The 16,916-nt window shown below is 63.6% G+C and carries 12 protein-coding genes, 1 tRNA gene and 1 pseudogene; 3 read left to right on the top strand and 11 right to left on the bottom strand.

The features are described from left to right. Positions 1–90 precede the first annotated feature (90 nt). Positions 91–1,842, top strand: coding sequence for an ABC transporter ATP-binding protein (locus BM193_RS26735; protein WP_139176368.1), 1,752 nt, complete (start codon positions 91–93; stop codon positions 1,840–1,842). Here BM193_RS26735 and BM193_RS26730 read toward each other — a convergent pair. The 8 genes from BM193_RS26730 to BM193_RS26695 all read right to left on the bottom strand — a co-directional run bounded on the left by BM193_RS26730 (position 1,839) and on the right by BM193_RS26695 (position 11,521). After that, positions 1,839–2,897 carry a glycosyltransferase family 2 protein gene (locus BM193_RS26730; RefSeq protein WP_092803966.1) on the bottom strand — a complete coding sequence of 353 codons (1,059 nt, stop codon included), beginning with the start codon at positions 2,895–2,897 and terminating at the stop codon, positions 1,839–1,841. The genes BM193_RS26735 and BM193_RS26730 overlap by 4 nt on opposite strands. Beyond that, positions 2,894–4,198: a Rieske 2Fe-2S domain-containing protein gene (locus tag BM193_RS26725; protein ID WP_092803969.1), complete on the bottom strand. Its 1,305-nt coding sequence runs from the start codon at positions 4,196–4,198 to the stop codon at positions 2,894–2,896. The genes BM193_RS26730 and BM193_RS26725 overlap by 4 nt, the downstream gene beginning before the upstream one ends. After that, positions 4,195–5,241, bottom strand: coding sequence for a polysaccharide pyruvyl transferase family protein (locus BM193_RS26720; RefSeq protein WP_139176371.1), 1,047 nt, complete (start codon positions 5,239–5,241; stop codon positions 4,195–4,197). Before BM193_RS26720 ends, BM193_RS26725 begins: the two co-directional genes overlap by 4 nt. 63 nt (positions 5,242–5,304) lie before the next feature. Further along, positions 5,305–6,102, bottom strand: coding sequence for a Stf0 family sulfotransferase (locus BM193_RS26715; RefSeq protein ID WP_092803975.1), 798 nt, complete (start codon positions 6,100–6,102; stop codon positions 5,305–5,307). A 239-nt stretch (positions 6,103–6,341) separates the two neighbouring features. After that, positions 6,342–7,589 carry a DUF819 family protein gene (locus BM193_RS26710; RefSeq protein WP_092803978.1) on the bottom strand — a complete coding sequence of 416 codons (1,248 nt, stop codon included), beginning with the start codon at positions 7,587–7,589 and terminating at the stop codon, positions 6,342–6,344. A 184-nt stretch (positions 7,590–7,773) separates the two neighbouring features. Then, positions 7,774–9,135, bottom strand: a complete 1,362-nt coding sequence (yegQ, locus tag BM193_RS26705; protein ID WP_092832566.1) for a prephenate-dependent tRNA uridine(34) hydroxylase TrhP — start codon at positions 9,133–9,135, stop codon at positions 7,774–7,776. A 125-nt stretch (positions 9,136–9,260) separates the two neighbouring features. Then, entirely contained in the window at positions 9,261–10,649 is a 1,389-nt protein-coding gene (locus tag BM193_RS26700; protein ID WP_092804092.1) for an FAD-binding oxidoreductase, read from the bottom strand. A 233-nt stretch (positions 10,650–10,882) separates the two neighbouring features. After that, positions 10,883–11,521 carry a TetR/AcrR family transcriptional regulator gene (locus BM193_RS26695; protein ID WP_092803984.1) on the bottom strand — a complete coding sequence of 213 codons (639 nt, stop codon included), beginning with the start codon at positions 11,519–11,521 and terminating at the stop codon, positions 10,883–10,885. 105 nt (positions 11,522–11,626) lie between these two features. Between BM193_RS26695 and BM193_RS29210 the strand changes: the two are divergent. Further along, a pseudogene (locus tag BM193_RS29210) lies at positions 11,627–12,742 on the top strand (TCR/Tet family MFS transporter); the annotation flags it as partial. Here BM193_RS29210 and BM193_RS26685 read toward each other — a convergent pair. The 3 genes from BM193_RS26685 to BM193_RS26675 all read right to left on the bottom strand — a co-directional run bounded on the left by BM193_RS26685 (position 12,721) and on the right by BM193_RS26675 (position 16,010). Next, the gene (locus BM193_RS26685; RefSeq protein WP_254786443.1) at positions 12,721–15,171 is read right to left on the bottom strand and encodes an acyl-CoA dehydrogenase; all 2,451 of its coding nucleotides are present in this window, start codon (positions 15,169–15,171) and stop codon (positions 12,721–12,723) included. The pseudogene BM193_RS29210 and the gene BM193_RS26685 overlap by 22 nt on opposite strands. Before the next feature lie 147 nt (positions 15,172–15,318). Beyond that, positions 15,319–15,651 carry a hypothetical protein gene (locus BM193_RS29320; RefSeq protein WP_092803990.1) on the bottom strand — a complete coding sequence of 111 codons (333 nt, stop codon included), beginning with the start codon at positions 15,649–15,651 and terminating at the stop codon, positions 15,319–15,321. 283 nt (positions 15,652–15,934) lie between these two features. Beyond that, positions 15,935–16,010 (bottom strand) — tRNA-Phe (locus BM193_RS26675). A 118-nt stretch (positions 16,011–16,128) separates the two neighbouring features. Between BM193_RS26675 and BM193_RS26670 the strand changes: the two genes are divergently transcribed. Next, on the top strand, positions 16,129–16,899 hold the full coding sequence (locus BM193_RS26670) for a hypothetical protein (RefSeq protein ID WP_254786437.1): 771 nt from the start codon (positions 16,129–16,131) through the stop codon (positions 16,897–16,899). Positions 16,900–16,916: the final 17 nt, after the last annotated feature.

Here is a 16,916-nt window from a genome sequence, read left to right as displayed (position 1 = left end):
CATCCATCCAATCCCTCGTCCACGGAAACGTTGGAAACATCCTCCTTGCCCGCTCGCCCATCGGGTTTTCGGCGCGAGTTCGCATATTTCGTGGCGCAACTCGTCAAGTCGGCAGGCCGACGACGCATCGCCTTGACCATGGGGCTGCTGCTGCTGGCTGGCGCCACCGAAGGCGTGGGACTCATGCTGCTGCTGCCTATACTCCGGCTGGGCAGCAGCCGGACCTCGCCCCAGGATGCTGTCAGTAAATTTCTCAGTGAACATTTGCAGATGCTGGGCCTGCCATTGTCATTGTCGACCTTGCTGGTATTGATGGTGGCGGTGATCGCTTGTCGTTCATTGATTGAATGGTGCCGCGACATCATGGCGGCGGACGTACAACTGCGTTTTGTCGCCGCGCTGCGCCAGCGCACTATGGCGGCCGTGGCTGGCGCATCGTGGCACTATCTGGGCAGCCAATCCCATGCCTATCTGCATGCCATTCTTTGCCGCGATGTCGAAGCCTTGCGGCAGAGTGCCGTGCAAAGCTTGCAGTTGGCGGTACAAGGCATCTTGCTGATGACGAATGTCGTCGTGGCGATAATGATTTCGCCGATACTCACGGTGGCGGCAGTGGCAATCGGCTTGATCCTTGCACTGGTTGCCCGTAATCTTGTCAGGCGTGCCCAGGCGTCTGGCCGGCAGTTTGAGCGCCATCAGCGCAGCATACAGCGCGAAACGGCAGACTTCGTCAATGGTTTGAAGCTGGTGAAAAGCATGAGCGCCGAAGGCAAGCACGTCGATGCCTTCAATGTCAGCTCGGCCGGATTGCACCAGGCCACGCGGCGACATAAAACGGCGGGCGCCACGGTGCGCGCCATGTTGCAGCTCAGCGCGGCAATTGCCGTGAGCGTGCTGGTGATGATGGCGCAAGGCGGCAACCTGCTTGCTTTCCCGGAAATGATACTGCTGGCGCTTGTCTTTGCGCGCATGGTACCGATCCTGCGGGACATGTATCATGGTCTCCAGACCATCGCCAACAGCTTGCCCGCATATGCCGAAATCGAAGCGGTGACGGCGCAATGTACCTTGCATGCGGAGGCGAAGCCGAATTGCGTGGCGGCGATCGTGCTGCGTCATCAATTGCAATTGCAGGACGTGACCTACCGCTACAGTCCGGCTGCTCCGAACGCCATTGACGGTATCAATGTCGTTATCGAGGCGGGCAGCATGGTGGCGCTGGTGGGCGAGTCCGGTGCCGGAAAGACGACCTTGGCCGATATGATACTTGGCTTGTTGCAGCCCGACAGCGGCTGCATGACGGTGGATGGCATCCCGATCACAGGCGAGTCCGTGCACGCATGGCGCCGCTCGGTGGCGTATGTTCCGCAAGACTCCTTTTTTTTGAATGCCTCCATTCGTGAAAATCTGACATGGACGGCGCAGTCGGTCACGGACGCAACCTTGCTTGCCGCGCTGGAGCAAGCGCAAGCCCTGGACTTTGTCTCCCGTCGCCCGGGTGGGCTGGACGCCCTGATTGGTGATCATGGCCGGCAGCTGTCGGGCGGTGAGCGGCAGCGCCTGGCGCTGGCGCGGGCCTTGCTACGCCAGCCCAGCGTGCTGGTGCTGGACGAGCCCGCCAGTGCACTGGATCCTGCGAATGCGCGTGCAGTCTACCGGGCGATCGAAAACTTGCGTGGCACGATGACCATCGTCATGATTGTGCACGACCTCGCCAAGGTGCGAAATGCCGATCAGGTGCTGGTGCTCGAGCGGGGGCGTTTGGTGGAGCACGGCGCGCCGCAGGATGCGGCACCTGCCAGTGACCATCCGCAACCTGCCTGCAACGGTTTCCTGGCTTAATCCACCAGCGTTCCCTGGCTGCGATGCCTGGAAATGTCGTCTTGCGTCTGCGGGAGGGATCTATCCGCGCCGATGAGTATGCGCATGGCTTTTTGGCGTAGCACGTGGCGTATCCGATGGGGCGACCTGCAGCCCAGCGTATCGAGCAAAAAATAGAAAATGATCCGCAGGCCCAGGCCCAGGCGCAGGGCCGGAAGCGGCACGCTGGTGTTCCAGTAGCGTAGCGCTGCACGCACGCCGGAATGGGCCATCAGGGAACGCAGGTTGTGCAGCCAGCGTGCCAAACGGATTCTGTCCGCCTGCGCTGCCGCCAGCCGCGCAAGGTGGGGGGCAACAAGGGCGTCAATACGCAGGAAATGCTCGAGCTTGCGCACCGCAGCCGTCATTTGTGGGTGATGTTGTCGATAATAAAGCAACGGATTGGTGCTGTAGCGTATGGATATGCCACTGCTCAGACAGCGTATCCAGTAATCGTAGGCGGCGCCTTCCGGTATCTGCTCGTTGAACGGCCCCATGCGGGAAAGCAGATTTTTACTGAGCAGCACACTCGATGGCTGAATCGGCGAGCCCAGCAGGCAGGCGGGCCAGGTGGCAAACTGTCGTGGCGTCGCCCGGGGTACGGGCATGCCGCCATGGCTATTGAGCGTGGCTACCTGCGATGCCCAGATGACCGCGTCAGGCGTGGCGCAGGCGTTTGCCTGTGCCAGTTGCTGCGCCAGTTTTTCGGGGTGCCAGACGTCGTCATCGTCGATGAACGCGACCCACGCAAAGCGGGCTGCGGCGACTCCCGTGTTCCTGGCCGCGGCCAGCCCGGTGCCCGCATTTTGCAGGACGGTCACCTGGGGGTAGGCATGCTGGACATAGGCGGCTGTGCCGTCGCTGCTGGCATCATCGACCAGCAAGATCTGGCTGGCAGGCCAGGTCTGCATCAATACGGATCTTAAGGTTTCGTCAAGAAAACCTCTGGTCCAGCCGTTCCGGGTGCAAATAACGACACTCGCCGTCGCCGTCACGGTTTCCGGTCCGGCGGACAGGCCTGGCGTGCTTGCCGTCATGTGGCTACCGCGGGCGCTACACCTATGTGCACGCCGGTTCCATCTTGCCTGACGTCATACGATTGCAGCGTCAGTGAAGGACAGGATGACTTTCCTGTTTGTAAATCGAACGCAATCGCACATGCGGGGCAATACACCTTATCCGCGTCGCATCCTCCATCGGCCAGATCCACGCCATAATGAGGACAAGCCGCGTCGTAGGCGCGGGTGCCGTCGCCGGTTCGTACCAGCATGATGCGATAGGGGGCGGCATCGACGATGACGCGCCCTGTGTCAGGCAAAGTCGCAGGCAGCCGGCCATGTATGAGGCCGGCTGCCTGGTCCAGGGTGCCGGCGATGACGGGAACGGCAGGGGGCGTTTGCACGGGTGCTGGCGTAACCGGTGCGCCGAAGTTGTCTTCGCGTCGCAGGTGCAGGACTTCGTCATGTCCCCGCTCGATATCGGCCGCCCGGCGCCAGAATTCGCGTGAATAAAAGCAGGCAGGATCGAAGGTGGGCCGGGAAGCATTGAGGCGCATGGAGATGGCCACGCGCGTCGCGTCCGTCGTATTGAGATGCGTGCCGTGCAGCACTTCGGGGTCGAAGACCAGCATCTCGCCCGCCTGCAGTGGCAAGTAGGTCGGCACCGGCAGGCGGTAGCCCGCTTGCAGGTAGAGCGTGCGGCGTTCGCAGGGCAGCGGGACATCGGCCAATTCCGGATACAGGACCATGCCCGCTTCGGCCGGCACGTCGCCGATGGCCCACCAGATATTGCGTCCATCGCGGGAATGACCTGCCCAGCTGTCGATATGCGGACCATGTGCCCAGGCCGCTGGCGGGTGGCCGCGGTGATAATCTTTCGGGGCATACACGGGATCGATGACCTTGCGGGCCTGAAACTGATCGCGGACGTTCGCGCTGAGGCGGCCAATGCCGGGGTTTTCACTCGCCGGATTGGTTTTGCGGGCAACTTCGTAAGGGAAGTTAATGCGCAGGATCAAATAATCATCCACATAAAAATCGCCATCCCAGCCCAGGATCTGGCGCCCCACCGCCGCCGCCATGGCCAGCAAGGGCTGGCGCAATTGTTCGAGCACCTGGTTGCGCAGCGCCGTCACATCCTCGGTATCGATGACCTCATGCAGCCGCTCGATACCCTGCTCGCGCAGCAATTGGGCAGCCGCAGCCCCTTTCATTTGCCCGACCGTCGAAATGATCTCTTCAAGCACGCGCCCGGTCATGTTTTCCCACGCGGCGAGATCGCGTGCATGGTATTTCAGCCAGACGCCCTGCGAGGCGGCGGAGGGGGCAAGCGAAGTCATGCTGGTTGCTCCTGGGCCAGGGCGCGCAATGCCTGCAGGCCGCGCACCGTGATCTGGCGCAATTCCTGGATCAATGGCAGGGCGTCCTGGCGCGCGCGGCGATAGTGCTCGATCGATCGCGCGCGATCCATGATGGCGTCGACGCAGTCGCCGTTTTGCAGCAGGTCAACATCCCACGATGCCATGCCGATGGTGGAGAGCATCGAGCTGCCCCGCTCGTCATACGACAGATTGATGCTGTGCGAGCCCATGGCCAGGCAGGGCAGGAAACCATGCAGACGGTAGCTGACGTGCAGCGTGCAGGTGCGCAACGCTTCGATGTAGCGGCCGACCTCGTCAAAATACAAGGGAGCCGCGTCGGGGAATCCGGCCGCAAATTCGAGATCGATGTAGTCGTGGCAGGCCAGATAGATCGGTTGCGCATATTCGGCGCGCAGGGCCGCTATCAGGCGGCGCAGGTCTTCAGCGATACGCCACTGCAAGGTGGCAGGAACGCTCATGCGCATGGGATGGCGAACGGAAATGATCACGCCACCCTTGGCGGCCTCGCCGCCGGCATTTGGCGGCAGGTACAAGGTGGGACAGCCACCGACCGTTACCTTGGCACCAAGGTCGGCGAGGATTTCCTGCGAACCCGTGTCGCGCACCATGGCTACCTTGGCGTGTTCGACCAGGTGCCGTATCGCAGCGGGGTTGAGCGCATCGGTGCGGTCTTCCATCTGCCCGTCGCGGCCCGTGATGCGGCCATGGGATAGGCCCATCAGCATCATCGGCCGGCGCAAGGCATTGACCGCTTGCATATCGTAGGACAGCTGGCCGTTCTCGAACAAATTGCCGCCTCCGACGATGACGGCATCGGCGAGGCGGTTCATGTCATAGATCTGGCGCGGCACCAGACCGCCAAACTGTGGTCCCTTCAAGGCGGGAATGCTGACGACGTTCGTTGATGGTCCGAAGACTTCGTACAACAATTCCGCCGTGGCGTAGCCAATGAGATCGTTGCCGATATTGCGCGTGGTCGGCCGCACCATAAAGATATTCAATGTGGATCCTGTATTGTTGCAGTAGATTGGATGGAAATATGATAAATGGGTCGCCGTTGCATGTCACCGCAGCGACAATTCTTCGATCAGTGCGTTCAGGCGTGCTTTCAATTCCAGGTCGCCCGGATAGGCTCCCCTATCCACGCCCAGCATGCGCTGGGCGCTGGCGGCATCGATATCCGTACCAAGGAAGCCGGCGATTTCATTGATCAGCATCAGGTCTTCCCGGTTGACACGTTCGGTACTGATGACGAACGGCTGGATGTCCCGTTGCCTGAACCAGCCCTGCCAGAGCTGTTCGTCCTCTGCAATTAATTGCATTGCCTTGCGCGCCGCTAACTTGAGGCGCCAGGTCGAGAAATTTTTTGTCACCGTGCTCTCTTCGAAACTCCAGCGTCCCGTGAGCATGCAAGTCGCCAGCGATGCTGCCTGGGCGACCTTGTTGTCGCGGATCAAATGAATGACCGTCGCTCCCTCGAACAAGGCGGCAAAGTCTTGTGCAAAGGGCCATTTTTGCATTTGCGGGAACTGGATATTCGCGGCGAATATGCCATTTGCGGAACGCCTGGCATAGATATTCTGCAGGTAATCCTGTTTTTTGATCTGCCAGCGCTGCGTCAGCGGCTCGATGCTATTGATATTGAAATACTCCAGCGGCACGCCCATGCCTGCACCGAGCAACAATCGTGCGAGCCGCTTGCTCGATGCGCGCGGCGCGGCGCACACCAGCAGTTTTTTAGTGGCTTGCGCCGGTGACCTTGTATCGTAAGGGGACGCGCGCATTTCAGCGGGCGTAGGGCGGTGGGTGCCGGTCCACGCTGACCTGACATCCGTCAGCAAAGTTTGGGGAAGGTGATCCATGAGTAGAGGACTTGGCCGACTGTGCCTTGCTGTTTGTGCAAGGCCATTTTTAGAGTAAAGCGATAAGCTGTTTTTTATCGAATTGATGTTGCTTTAAAATATTATCTTACTTCAGCTCACTAGAGGAAGGAAGTTGCATTTTTTGCCATGTATATTGTCATGTGTCTCACTACAACAACTATCGGTGGCTTTTGGCAAAGTCAGGCACTGCAGGTCGCCTGACCTTGCCGGCAGCACCGTCACCCCGCCATGCCGCGCAGGATCAAGCCCGTGATGTAGGCGCCGTAGGTGCCCAGCGCGTAGCCGAGCACGGCCAGCAGCACGCCGACGGGCGCCAGCGAAGGGTGGAAGGCGCTGGCGATGACGGGGGCCGAGGCGGCGCCGCCGATGTTCGCCTGTGATCCCACGGCCATGAAGAACAGGGGCGCGCGGATCAGCTTGGCGACGAGCAGCATCAGGCCGCCATGCACGGCGATCCAGATCAGGCCCAGCAGGAACAAAAAGGGCTTGTCGAACAGGGCCTTCAAGTCCATGTGCATACCGATGGTGGCCACCAGCACGTACAGCATGGCCGAGCCGATGGTCGAGGCGCCCGCGCCTTCCAGGCTGCGCGCCCGGGTAAAGCTCAGCAGCAGGCCGAACGTGGTGGCGAGCACGACGATCCAGAAGAAGTTCGACGTCAGGCTGTAATCCTGCAGGCGCCATGCGGCCGGCAGGGTGGTGATCCAGCCGATGATGGGGCCGGCCAGGAAGTGTGACAGGCCCGTCACGCCCAGGCCCACGCCGAGGATGATCATGATGTCGGTCAGGGTGGCGATGCGCGCATGCTGCGCACGGTAACTTTCGATGCTGTCCTTGAGCGCGTTGATGGCGGACAGATCCGCGCCGGTCCAGCGGTCGAAGGCGCCCGCGCGGCCGGCCAGGAACAGCAGCACGGCCGTCCAGACGTTGGCCACCAGCACATCGACGGCGACGAACTGGCCAAACAGGGTGGCGTCCACTTCAAACACTTCCTTCATGGCCGCCTGGTTGGCGCCGCCGCCTATCCACGAGCCGGCGACAGTCGTCATGCCGCGCCACGTGTCGCCCGCCACCGTTTCCGGGTGGATCAGCCGCAGGGCCTCGAACGAGACGAGCGCGCCCAGCATGACGCCCAGCGTTCCCGTGAGGAACATGATGATGGCCTTGGGCCCGAGGCGGATAATGCCGCCGAAATCGATGGCCACGCACAGCAGGACCAGCGCGCTGGGCAGCAGGTAGTCGCGCGCCACGGCGTACAGGCCGGAGGCGTTGCCGTCGATGATGCCGAAGGTATTGAGCAGCGCCGGGATCAGATAGCACATCAGCAAGGAAGGGATATACGTGTAAAACTTTTTCCAGAAGCCGTCCGCGCGCGAGGCGGTCCAGAAGACGGCCCCCAGAGTGATGGCGAGCAGGCCGAGGACGACGGCGTCATTGGTGATCAGGGCAGAGGTGGCAGGTGGCATCGGGGATTCCGGTGAACGTGTCAGGGATGCCCGGGATGCCGATCAGGCCCCCGGGCGCAGGGTGGCCGTATCGTATAGCAATGTTGAAGCCTAAACAAATTATTTAGGCGCTAGCAATCGAAACTTCTCTTGTCAAATCAAACACTTGCGGACTGGTTTGCCGATGCCGCCGCCAGACTGGCGGTTACAAATAGCGCGCCAGCAAGGCTTTATTCAGCGCGCCGTCGAGTTCGATGCGCACGAAGTGGCCGCTGCCGGGCGCCACCTGGAGCTCGCTGCCATCATCGGCCAGCATGCGGGCGATGGTGAAGTCGCGGTTGCCGCCCGGATGCAGGGCTTCGATGCGGTCGCCCACGGCGAAGCGGTTTTTCACTTCCACCCTGGCCCAGCCATCGGTCACGTCCAGCACGTCGCCCACGTACTGGCTGCGGTCCGCCTCGGACGCGCCGCGCATGTAGTTCTGGTGCGCCTGCGTGTGATGGCGCTGGTAAAAGCCGTCCGTGTAGCCGCGGTTGGCCAGGCCTTGCAGCTGGCCCAGCAGGCTGATATCGAAGGGGCGGCCCGCCACGGCGTCGTCGATGGCCTGGCGGTAGACTTGCGCCGTGCGCGCCGCGTAGTACAGCGACTTGGTGCGGCCCTCGACCTTCAGCGAATCGACGCCGATCTTGACCAGGCGCTCGATGTGCTCGACGGCGCGCAAGTCCTTCGAATTCATGATGTAGGTGCCGTGCTCGTCTTCGAGGATGGGCATCAGCTGGCCCGGGCGCTGCGCTTCTTCGATGAGATAGGGCTGGTCGGCCAGCGGGTGGCGCGGCTGCTGGTGCAGGGCGGAAAACGCGTTGTTGTCGGCCTCGGCCAGCGCCTGGTGGAATTGGAGCGGCACCACCTGCATGGCGCCCAGGTCGCCGCTGGCGTCTTCCGCCGCGTTTTTCACCTTGTAATCCCAGCGGCAGGAATTCGTGCACGTGCCCTGGTTCGGGTCGCGGTGGTTGAAGTAGCCGGACAGCAGGCAGCGGCCCGAATAGGCGATGCACAGGGCGCCGTGGACGAACACCTCGAGTTCCATTTCCGGGCAGCGCTGGCGGATTTCCTCGATCTCGTCGAGCGACAGTTCGCGCGACAGGATCACGCGCGTCAGGCCCATGCGGTGCCAGAATTTCACGTCGGCCCAGTTGACGGCATTCGCCTGCACCGACAAGTGCACGGGAATCTCCGGCCACTTGTCGCGCACCATCATGATCAGGCCCGGATCGGCCATGATCAGCGCGTCGGGGCGCATGGCGATCACCGGCTCCATGTCGCGCAGATACGTTTTCAGCTTGGCGTTGTGGGCGAAGATATTGCTGGCCACAAAGAACTGCTTGCCGCGCGCATGCGCGCCATCAATGCCTTCCTGCAAGGCGTGCAAGGTCGAAAAGTCGTTATTGCGCACGCGCAAACTGTAGCGCGGCTGGCCCGCGTAGACGGCGTCGGCGCCATAGTCGAAGGCGGCATGCATCTTGGCCAGGGAGCCGGCAGGCAGGAGGAGTTCGGGAGCGTGGCGCATGGGCGAGGGGCAAAGCCGGCGATTGTAGGCGCAAGAGCGTGGCATTGCATTGCCCTGGATCAAGGGATTGCCGCATGCCGCGACGCGACGCCAGCCTGCCCGTGCTGGCGTCGCGGCGTGGCCTGTCAGGCGGCCGGCCGGATGTTCTGGTTGGCGTGGAACAGGTTGGCGGGATCATACTGTTTCTTGATACGCGCCAGGCGCGGATAGTTCACCCCATACGCGTCGGCCGTGCGCTCGCTTTCATCCTCGGTCAGGAAATTGACATACACGCTGCCCGTCGCATAGGGCGCCGCGTCCTGGAAGAAGTCGCGCGCCCAGGCTATGCAGCGCACGTCGTCGGCCGGGTCGTCCCAGCGCGTGTGCACGTTCATCACATACAGGGCGTCGCGGTGCGGATAGGCCGTCGCCTGCGGCGCCGGGCGGCTCGCCTGCCCGCCAAGCAGGCCGAGGAAGATCTCGCATTGCGGCGTCGGCAGACGGCCCGCATGGCGGATGACGGTATCGATGGCCGCGTCGCTGAGCTGCGTGAAATTATGCGATTTCCAGTAGTTGCGCGCGCCTGGCGTGAGCAGGGGATCGAATGCCTGCTGCCAGGCCGCGTAAGGCACGGGGCCCAGGTGCATGCCCAGCGGCTGGCCGAAGCGGCCGATGCGGCCGATCGCCTCCTGCATGGCCGCCGATGGCACTGTGGAAAAGACGGGCAGGACGAGCACGTCCTGGCCATGGACCTCCTGCGCCAAAAAAGGCAGCGGCGGCGCCTTGCGCAGGACGGCCCAGATCGTCAGCTCATCGGGCATGGCATCGACATAATCGCGGTACTTGGTGAGCACCGCCTTCGCTTGCGCGTAGGGGAAGACGACGAGTCCCGCGGTGACCTCCGGCCCGACCGGATGCAGCTGGAATTCGAAGCGCGTGACCACGCCGAAATTGCCGCCGCCGCCCCGGATGGCCCAGAACAGGTCGGGGTGTTGCGTTGCGCTGGCATGCAGGTACTGTCCGTCGGCCATGACCATGTCGGCCGCCAGCAGATTGTCGGCCGCCAGGCCCAGTGTCCGGCTGAGCCAGCCAAAGCCGCCGCCCAGGGCCAGCCCTGCCACGCCCGTCGTGGAATTGATGCCCAGCGGCGTGGCCAGGCCAAACGCCTGCGCCTCGTGATCGAAGTCGTGCAGCGTGGCTCCGCCTTCGACCTGGGCGCGGCGCCGTTGCGGATCGATATGCACCGAGCGCATGGCTGACAGGTCGATCACCAGGCCATCGTCGCACAGGGCGCTGCCGGCGATATTGTGGCCGCCGCCGCGCACGGCAAGGGGCAGGCCGTGGTCGCGCGCCCAGGACAGCGCGGCGCGCACGTCCGCCGTGCCGGCGCAGCGCGCGATGAGGGCCGGATGCCGGTCGATCATGGCATTCCAGACGGCGCGGGCGCCGTCGTAGCCAGCGTCGTTCGCATGTAAAAGTTGCCCTCTCAATGAGGCTTGCAGCTCATTGAACTGGCCATTCGTCAAGGTATTCATCATCTACCTCCCTGGATACGGTGATGGGCAGTGTGACTGACTATGGAGACAAATCCGCCGTGCCGGCCTGCATGCAGCGCTGGCCGGCGCGTGGCTTCATGATAGGAAGCCGGCACGCGCTCACGCAAGCACAGGCGCCGCTCAATGGCGGGGAAAGATGGGGAGGATTTGCGCTGCGCCAGGCTGCAAGCGCGATGCGCGGAGGCGGCCGCGAGGTAGCCGGGAGGTATCGCTCAGGCGTAGGGCGTGCCGGCCAGCGCCGCCTTGACGCCGGCATGGCCCTGGTCCAGCAGGGCGAGAAAGCCGGCCTTGGCCCGCTGTGCGTCGCCATGCTGGCGGAATGCGCGGTGCGCCTCGATCAGGGCCACGCTCCAGGTCGCCAGCAGCAGGCTGGCCGCCAGGCGGGCCTGGGGATCGTGGGCGTCGCGCCCCGCGCCGTCGGTCAACGCCGTTGCCACCACTTGCGCCAGCTCGTCGCGGATGGCCCGCGCCCGCGCTTTCAGGGTCTCGCTGGCCTCAATGGTGGCAATGAAACCCTGGCCAGCGGCGGAAAACGTGATGTAGGGACTGTCCTCGGCCACCAGGCGGTGCGCCAGCAGGCGCAGGGTTTCCACGGGGGACACTGCGGGATCGCGCTGGCGCAAGGCGGCGCGCAGCAGTTCGCGGCCCTCTTCCTCGCGGTCGAAGAACATGTCTTCCTTGCGGGGGAAATGGTTGAACACGGTCATGCGCCCCACATTGGCCGCCGCCGCGATGTCGTCCACCGTCACCTGCTCGAAGCCGCGCACGAAGAACAGGCGCGTGGCGGCATTGGAAATGGCTTGCCGGGTGGCCAGGCGTTTGCGGGAGCGGAGGTCGGTAGGAATGGTCATGTTGCCCCGATCATACACGAAGTGTACTGAGTACACATATCGCTTGATGGCGCAGCCTTGCTGGGCGTACTATTTATGTACTGAGTATATATTTGGATTGAGTATATGAAATTATCCGCCCCCGTGGCAGCGCTGCCCGTCATCTTCGCCACCGTCGTGCTCGACGCTGTCGGCATCGGCCTGATCTTCCCCATCCTGCCGGCGCTGTTGCAAGAGGTCACGCATGCAGCCAACGTGGCGCCGTACATCGGCGTCATGACGGCCCTGTACGCGCTGATGCAGTTTATTTTTGCCCCCGTGCTGGGTTCTCTGAGCGACCGCCTGGGGCGGCGCCCCGTGCTGTTGCTGTCGCTGGCCGGCGCGGCCGTCAACTACCTGTTCCTGGCCTTTGCCCCCAGCCTGTGGATGCTGCTGCTGGGACGCGCCATTGCCGGGTTGACGAGCGCCAATGTGTCCGTGGCCACGGCCTACATCACCGATATTTCTCCCGAAGAAACGCGGGCGCGCCGTTTCGGCTTGCTCAACGCCATGTTCGGTGCCGGCTTCATCATCGGCCCCGTGCTGGGGGGCGCGCTCGGCGATTACGGGCTGCGCCTGCCGTTCATGGCGGCGGCCATCTTGAATGCTGGCAACCTGTTGCTGGCGTTGTTGACGCTGCCCGAGTCGCGCCCGTCCCTACGCCCGCCTGCGGGCGCGAAAATCGATCTGGCGGCATTGAACCCCCTGCATCCGCTGCGCTGGGTGTTTTCCCAGAAAAGCTTGCTGCCGATCACCGCCATCTTCTTTGCCTTCAGTGCCGCCGGTGAAGTGTATGGCGTGTGCTGGGCGCTGTGGGGCCACGATGCGTTCGAGTGGAATGGCTTGTGGATCGGCCTGTCGCTGGGCGCCTTCGGCGTATGCCAGGCGCTGGCGCAGGCTTTTCTGCCCGGCCCCGCCGTCAGGCTGCTGGGCGAGCGGGCCACCATCCTGGCGGGCATCGCTTGCGCCTGCCTGGCCCTGGTCGTCATGGCGTTCGCCACGCGCAGCTGGATGATCTTCGCCATCATGCCCGTCTTCGCCCTGGGCGGCATCGGCGCGCCAGCCCTGCAGTCGCTGGCGACGCGGCAAGTGTCCGAGGACCGGCAAGGCCAGTTCCAGGGCGTGCTGGCCTCGGCCGTGAGCCTGGCGTCCGTGCTGTGCCCGCTGGTGTTTTCCAGCATTTATTTTGGCGTCAGGGCGTACTGGCCCGGCGCCGTCTGGCTTTCCGTCATCGTCGTGTACGCGGCGCTGGTGCCGCTCGTGCTGGGCTTGTCGCTGGCCGCGACGACGCCGGCGTCATCGCGCGGATAGGCGTCCTGCGCTGCCTGCGTCGCGGCGGGCGCAAAATCGTCGACCTGGATCAAGCCGTCGACCAGGCGCGCAAATTCCAGCAGGGTATTGTGCTCCTGGCAGTTGACGGCGCCTGCCGCTTTCGCGGCGGACAGCCATGTTTGCATGGCAGGCAGGCTTTGCGGCATGTGCTTGAGGCCCGCGCCTTCCGGCATGTCTTTCAGGCGCTTTTCGATGGCCGTGACTTGCGGCAGCAAAATCAAGGCCCGTTCGGCACTGGCCAGCGGGTCGTTGCCTTGGCTACCCTCGCTGGCCACGTAGCAATCGGCCAGCAGGCGCTCGCGGTCGGCGCCGGCCGTCTGCATGGCGTGCGTCACGTCGCTGCCCAGCTCGTCCGAAGGTAGGCGGTGCGGCAAGCCGAACGGGAACAGCAGCGTGCGCAGCAGTACGGCCAGCCCGCGCGCGGGGAAATTCTCCAGCACGCCCGTCAAGCCCTGCTGGGCTTTCACCAGCGCATCCTGCAGCGACCAGTGCACATACGGCAAATCGGCTGGCGGCCGCCCGTCATCCTCGTAGCGCTTCAGCACGGACGAGCATAAATACAGTTGCGAGACCACGTCGCCGAGGCGCGCGGACAGCCGCTCGCGGCGCTTGAGTTCGCCGCCGAGCACGAACATCGACATATCCGTCATGACGGCAAACGCCGTCGACAGCCGCGTGAGGGCGCGGTAGTAGGGCGCCAGCTCGGGCGCGCCCGCCTGCGGCACGGCGGCCAGGCGCGCGCCGCCCAGCCCGTACCACAGGCCCCGTGCCAGGTTGCCCAGCACAAAGCCGACGTGGCCGAAGAAGGCCGCGTCGAAATCGCGCAAGGCCTTGCGGCCGTCGCTTTCGCCGACGGCGGCCATTTCCCTGAGTACATACGGATGGGCGCGGATGGCGCCCTGGCCGAAGATGATCAGGCTGCGCGTGAGGATGTTGGCGCCCTCGACGGTGATGGCGATGGGAATCTGCTGGTAGGCGCTGGCGAGGAAGTTGTTTGGCCCGCTACATATGCCCTTGCCGCCGAGAATATCCATGCCGTCATTGACGAGCGCGCGGCCCCGTTCCGTGACGTGGTATTTGACGATGGCGGAAATGACGGCCGGCTTTTCGCCCAGGTCCACGCCCAGCGCCGACAAGGTGCGCGCCGCATCCATCAGGTACAGATTGGCGCCCATGCGCGCCAGCGCTTCCTGCACCCCTTCGAACTTGCCGATCGGCATGTTGAACTGGCGCCGCACGGCCGCGTACGCGCTGGTGCCGCGCACGGCCATCTTGCCCATGCCCACGCTGGACGAAGGCAGCGAAATGGCGCGCCCGGCCGCCAGGCACTCCATCAGCATGCGCCAGCCCTTGCCCACCTGCGCCTGGCCGCCGATGACCCACTCCATGGGGATGAAGACATCCTTGCCTGACGTGGGGCCGTTCTGGAAGACGGCGTTCAAGGGATGGTGGCGCCGGCCGATCACCACGCCATCGTGGCTGGCGGGAATCAGCGCGCAGGTGATGCCGGGCGCGTCGTTGTCGGACAGCAAGTGCTCGGGATCGCTGGTCTGGAATGCCAGCCCCAGTAACGTCGCCACGGGCGCCAGGGTGATGTAGCGCTTGTTCCAGGTGATGCGGAAACCCAGGGTAGCTCGCTCCTCATGCATGCCCATGCAGACCACGCCCAGGTCGGGGATGGCGGCCGCATCGGAACCCGCATACGGACTGGTGAGGGCAAAGCAGGGAATCTCGGTGCCGGCCGCCAGGCGCGGCAGATAATGGTTTTTCTGTTCTTCGGTGCCGTAGTGCAGCAGCAGTTCGGCCGGCCCCAATGAGTTGGGCACCATCACGCTGACGGCCAGCGCCGAGCAGCGCGTCGACAGCTTCATCACCACCTGCGAGTGCATGTAGGCGGAAAACTGCCTGCCGCCATATTGCTTGGGAATGATCATGCCGAGGAAGCCCTGGCTTTTCATGTAGGCCCAGGCTGGCGGCGGCAAATCCAGCAACTGCTGCGTGTCCCAGTCATTGACCAGTGCACACAAGCGCTCGACGTCGTGGTCGAGAAAGTGGCGCTCTTCGGCGCTCAGCGTGGGGGGCGCATACGCCAGCAGCTTGGACCAGTCCGGCTGGCCGGAAAACAGTTCCGCATCCCACCACGTGGTGCCCGCCTCAAGCGCGTCGCGCTCCGTGTCGGACATGCTTGGCAAGATGCGCTTGAACAAAGCCAGCAGATGCGGGGTAATCAGGGCGCGGCGCACGGGGCCGGGCGCGAACACTACGATCAGGCAGAGCAAGGCTGCCACCAGTATCATCATCAGCATGCGATATCTCCCATTGAATAGGGACAGGGTAGGCGCATGCGGCCGATGTTACTGTGCGGTAGTGCGCATACGCACAACGCCAACCGGATGGGTTGGCGTTGTGCGGGAAGTACGGGGGCGGTGCCCCCGATGGTGGCGGGATCAGCGCTGTGGAACGACAATCACGGTGTCGCCGGTTTTACCCTTGGCGCCCGTGTCGCCTTTGGCACCTTCATCGCCGGTAGCGCCCATTTCGCCCTTGGCGCCATCATTGCCTTGCGCGCCGCTGTCGCCAGTCTGGCCCGTGGCACCGGTGGCGCCGGTCGCGCCGGCAGGCGCTTCCGCCCCCGTGGCGCCCGTGGCGCCGGTGGCACCGGCAGGGCCAGGCGCGCCAGGGACGACTTGCACGACGGTGGGCGCGGGTGGCGCTTCGCGCTGGCAAGCAGTCAGGGCGAGGGTAGAGGCGAGCGCGAGCAGTATCAGGGTAGGTTTCATGGTGCATCCTTTGGCAGTGAGCCGTTATGTACGGAACGGCTCGACGGCGTCGGGCGCGAGTTTCGCATGGCGGTGTGGCGGGGAGAACTGACCAGCCGACCCGTCTGCCGTGTCGCGCAGGGCGCTAGCGGCGGGAAGGAGGAGTGGTCTGCCTGCAGCATGGGCGCTTGGGCGGCTGCAGTCCGTTCGTTTGCGTACACAGCGACGGGATGGCAGGTTTTTTCCGGGGAAAACAAAAAAGCCAACCCGAAGGTTGGCTTTTTGCTATGTACTGCTGAATTCTTGGTGGCCCGGGGCGGAATCGAACCACCGACACAAGGATTTTCAATCCTCTGCTCTACCGACTGAGCTACCAGGCCAAGGCGGCGAATTATAGCAGAAAGACTTTCCACCTGACCAGAGTTAGCTGTGTTCAAATGCAACAGATGGCCAAAACATGGTGTTTTGGCATCCTTGTATGACTTGAAGGGATGTGCGATGCAGCGACGTAATGGCATGCAATGGCTGGCGCTGGCCGGCTTGTTCGGTTTGTTTTGCGGGACGGCGCGGGCCGATGGCTTGGCCGACCTGAATGCGGCACTGGCGCGGCTGCAGGGGCAAACGCCGATCAAGGCGCAGGTGGAATCGAAAAGCTGGCGCCGTGAGGGCGAGGGCAAGGAGGCGGAAGAAGATAGCGGCCAGGCCACGGTGACTGTCGAGGGCGGACCGGCGGGCTTGCAGGTGCTCTATGGCAAGGATTTGCTGGCGAAAGTGGAGGCCGAGCAGCGCGCCAAGGTGAAAGACCCGAAGGCCAGGACGCCGATCGGCTTTGCGCTGGGAGAAATGAAGGCGACGGAATTGCGTTCCATGGTGTCGGCGGCGGACGCCCTGTCGCGCGAGATCGAGGAAGCCGTGTTCAGCGCCGAAAAGGTCGATAGCTACAAGGGCAAGCCGGCACGCTTGCTGAGTTTTACCTTGTCGCTCGACAAGGTGCCTGAGAAAGACCGCAAGTATGTGAAGAAGTTCGACGGCGGCATCGAGGTGTGGATCGCGGCGGACGGCACGCCGCTGGCCAGCCGTTTTCACTTTGACGTGAGCGGGCGCGCTTTCGTTGTCGTCAGCTTTACGCAAAAGACGGACGAGACGCGCCAGTATGGCGTCAGCGGCGACCACTTATTGTTGCTGCGCAAGGAAAGCAGGAATGCCACCTCGGGCGCGGGCGAGAAGGTGGAGAGCAAGATCGTCAAGACCTTGCAGCTGCAGCCTTGATGCCTTGCAGAACCCCA

The organism is Janthinobacterium sp. 344 (assembly GCF_900112025.1).
Classification (GTDB): Bacteria; Pseudomonadota; Gammaproteobacteria; order Burkholderiales; family Burkholderiaceae_D; genus Janthinobacterium.
The sequence above is the reverse complement of the archived record's forward strand: the minus strand, read 5'-3'. Positions and strand labels throughout refer to the sequence as shown.

What these genes read in the sequence shown, in the direction of transcription:
- BM193_RS26730 (WP_092803966.1), bottom strand. Translation starts at nt 2,897, where the DNA reads ATGACGGCAAGCACGCCAGGCCTGTCCGCCGGACCGGAAACCGTGACG.
- BM193_RS26725 (WP_092803969.1), bottom strand. Translation starts at nt 4,198, where the DNA reads ATGACTTCGCTTGCCCCCTCCGCCGCCTCGCAGGGCGTCTGGCTGAAA.
- BM193_RS26715 (WP_092803975.1), bottom strand. Translation starts at nt 6,102, where the DNA reads ATGGATCACCTTCCCCAAACTTTGCTGACGGATGTCAGGTCAGCGTGG.
- BM193_RS26710 (WP_092803978.1), bottom strand. Translation starts at nt 7,589, where the DNA reads ATGCCACCTGCCACCTCTGCCCTGATCACCAATGACGCCGTCGTCCTC.
- yegQ (WP_092832566.1), bottom strand. Translation starts at nt 9,135, where the DNA reads ATGCGCCACGCTCCCGAACTCCTCCTGCCTGCCGGCTCCCTGGCCAAG.
- BM193_RS26700 (WP_092804092.1), bottom strand. Translation starts at nt 10,649, where the DNA reads ATGAATACCTTGACGAATGGCCAGTTCAATGAGCTGCAAGCCTCATTG.
- BM193_RS26695 (WP_092803984.1), bottom strand. Translation starts at nt 11,521, where the DNA reads ATGACCATTCCTACCGACCTCCGCTCCCGCAAACGCCTGGCCACCCGG.
- BM193_RS26685 (WP_254786443.1), bottom strand. Translation starts at nt 15,171, where the DNA reads ATGATGATACTGGTGGCAGCCTTGCTCTGCCTGATCGTAGTGTTCGCG.
- BM193_RS29320 (WP_092803990.1), bottom strand. Translation starts at nt 15,651, where the DNA reads ATGAAACCTACCCTGATACTGCTCGCGCTCGCCTCTACCCTCGCCCTG.
- BM193_RS26670 (WP_254786437.1), top strand. Translation starts at nt 16,129, where the DNA reads ATGCAGCGACGTAATGGCATGCAATGGCTGGCGCTGGCCGGCTTGTTC.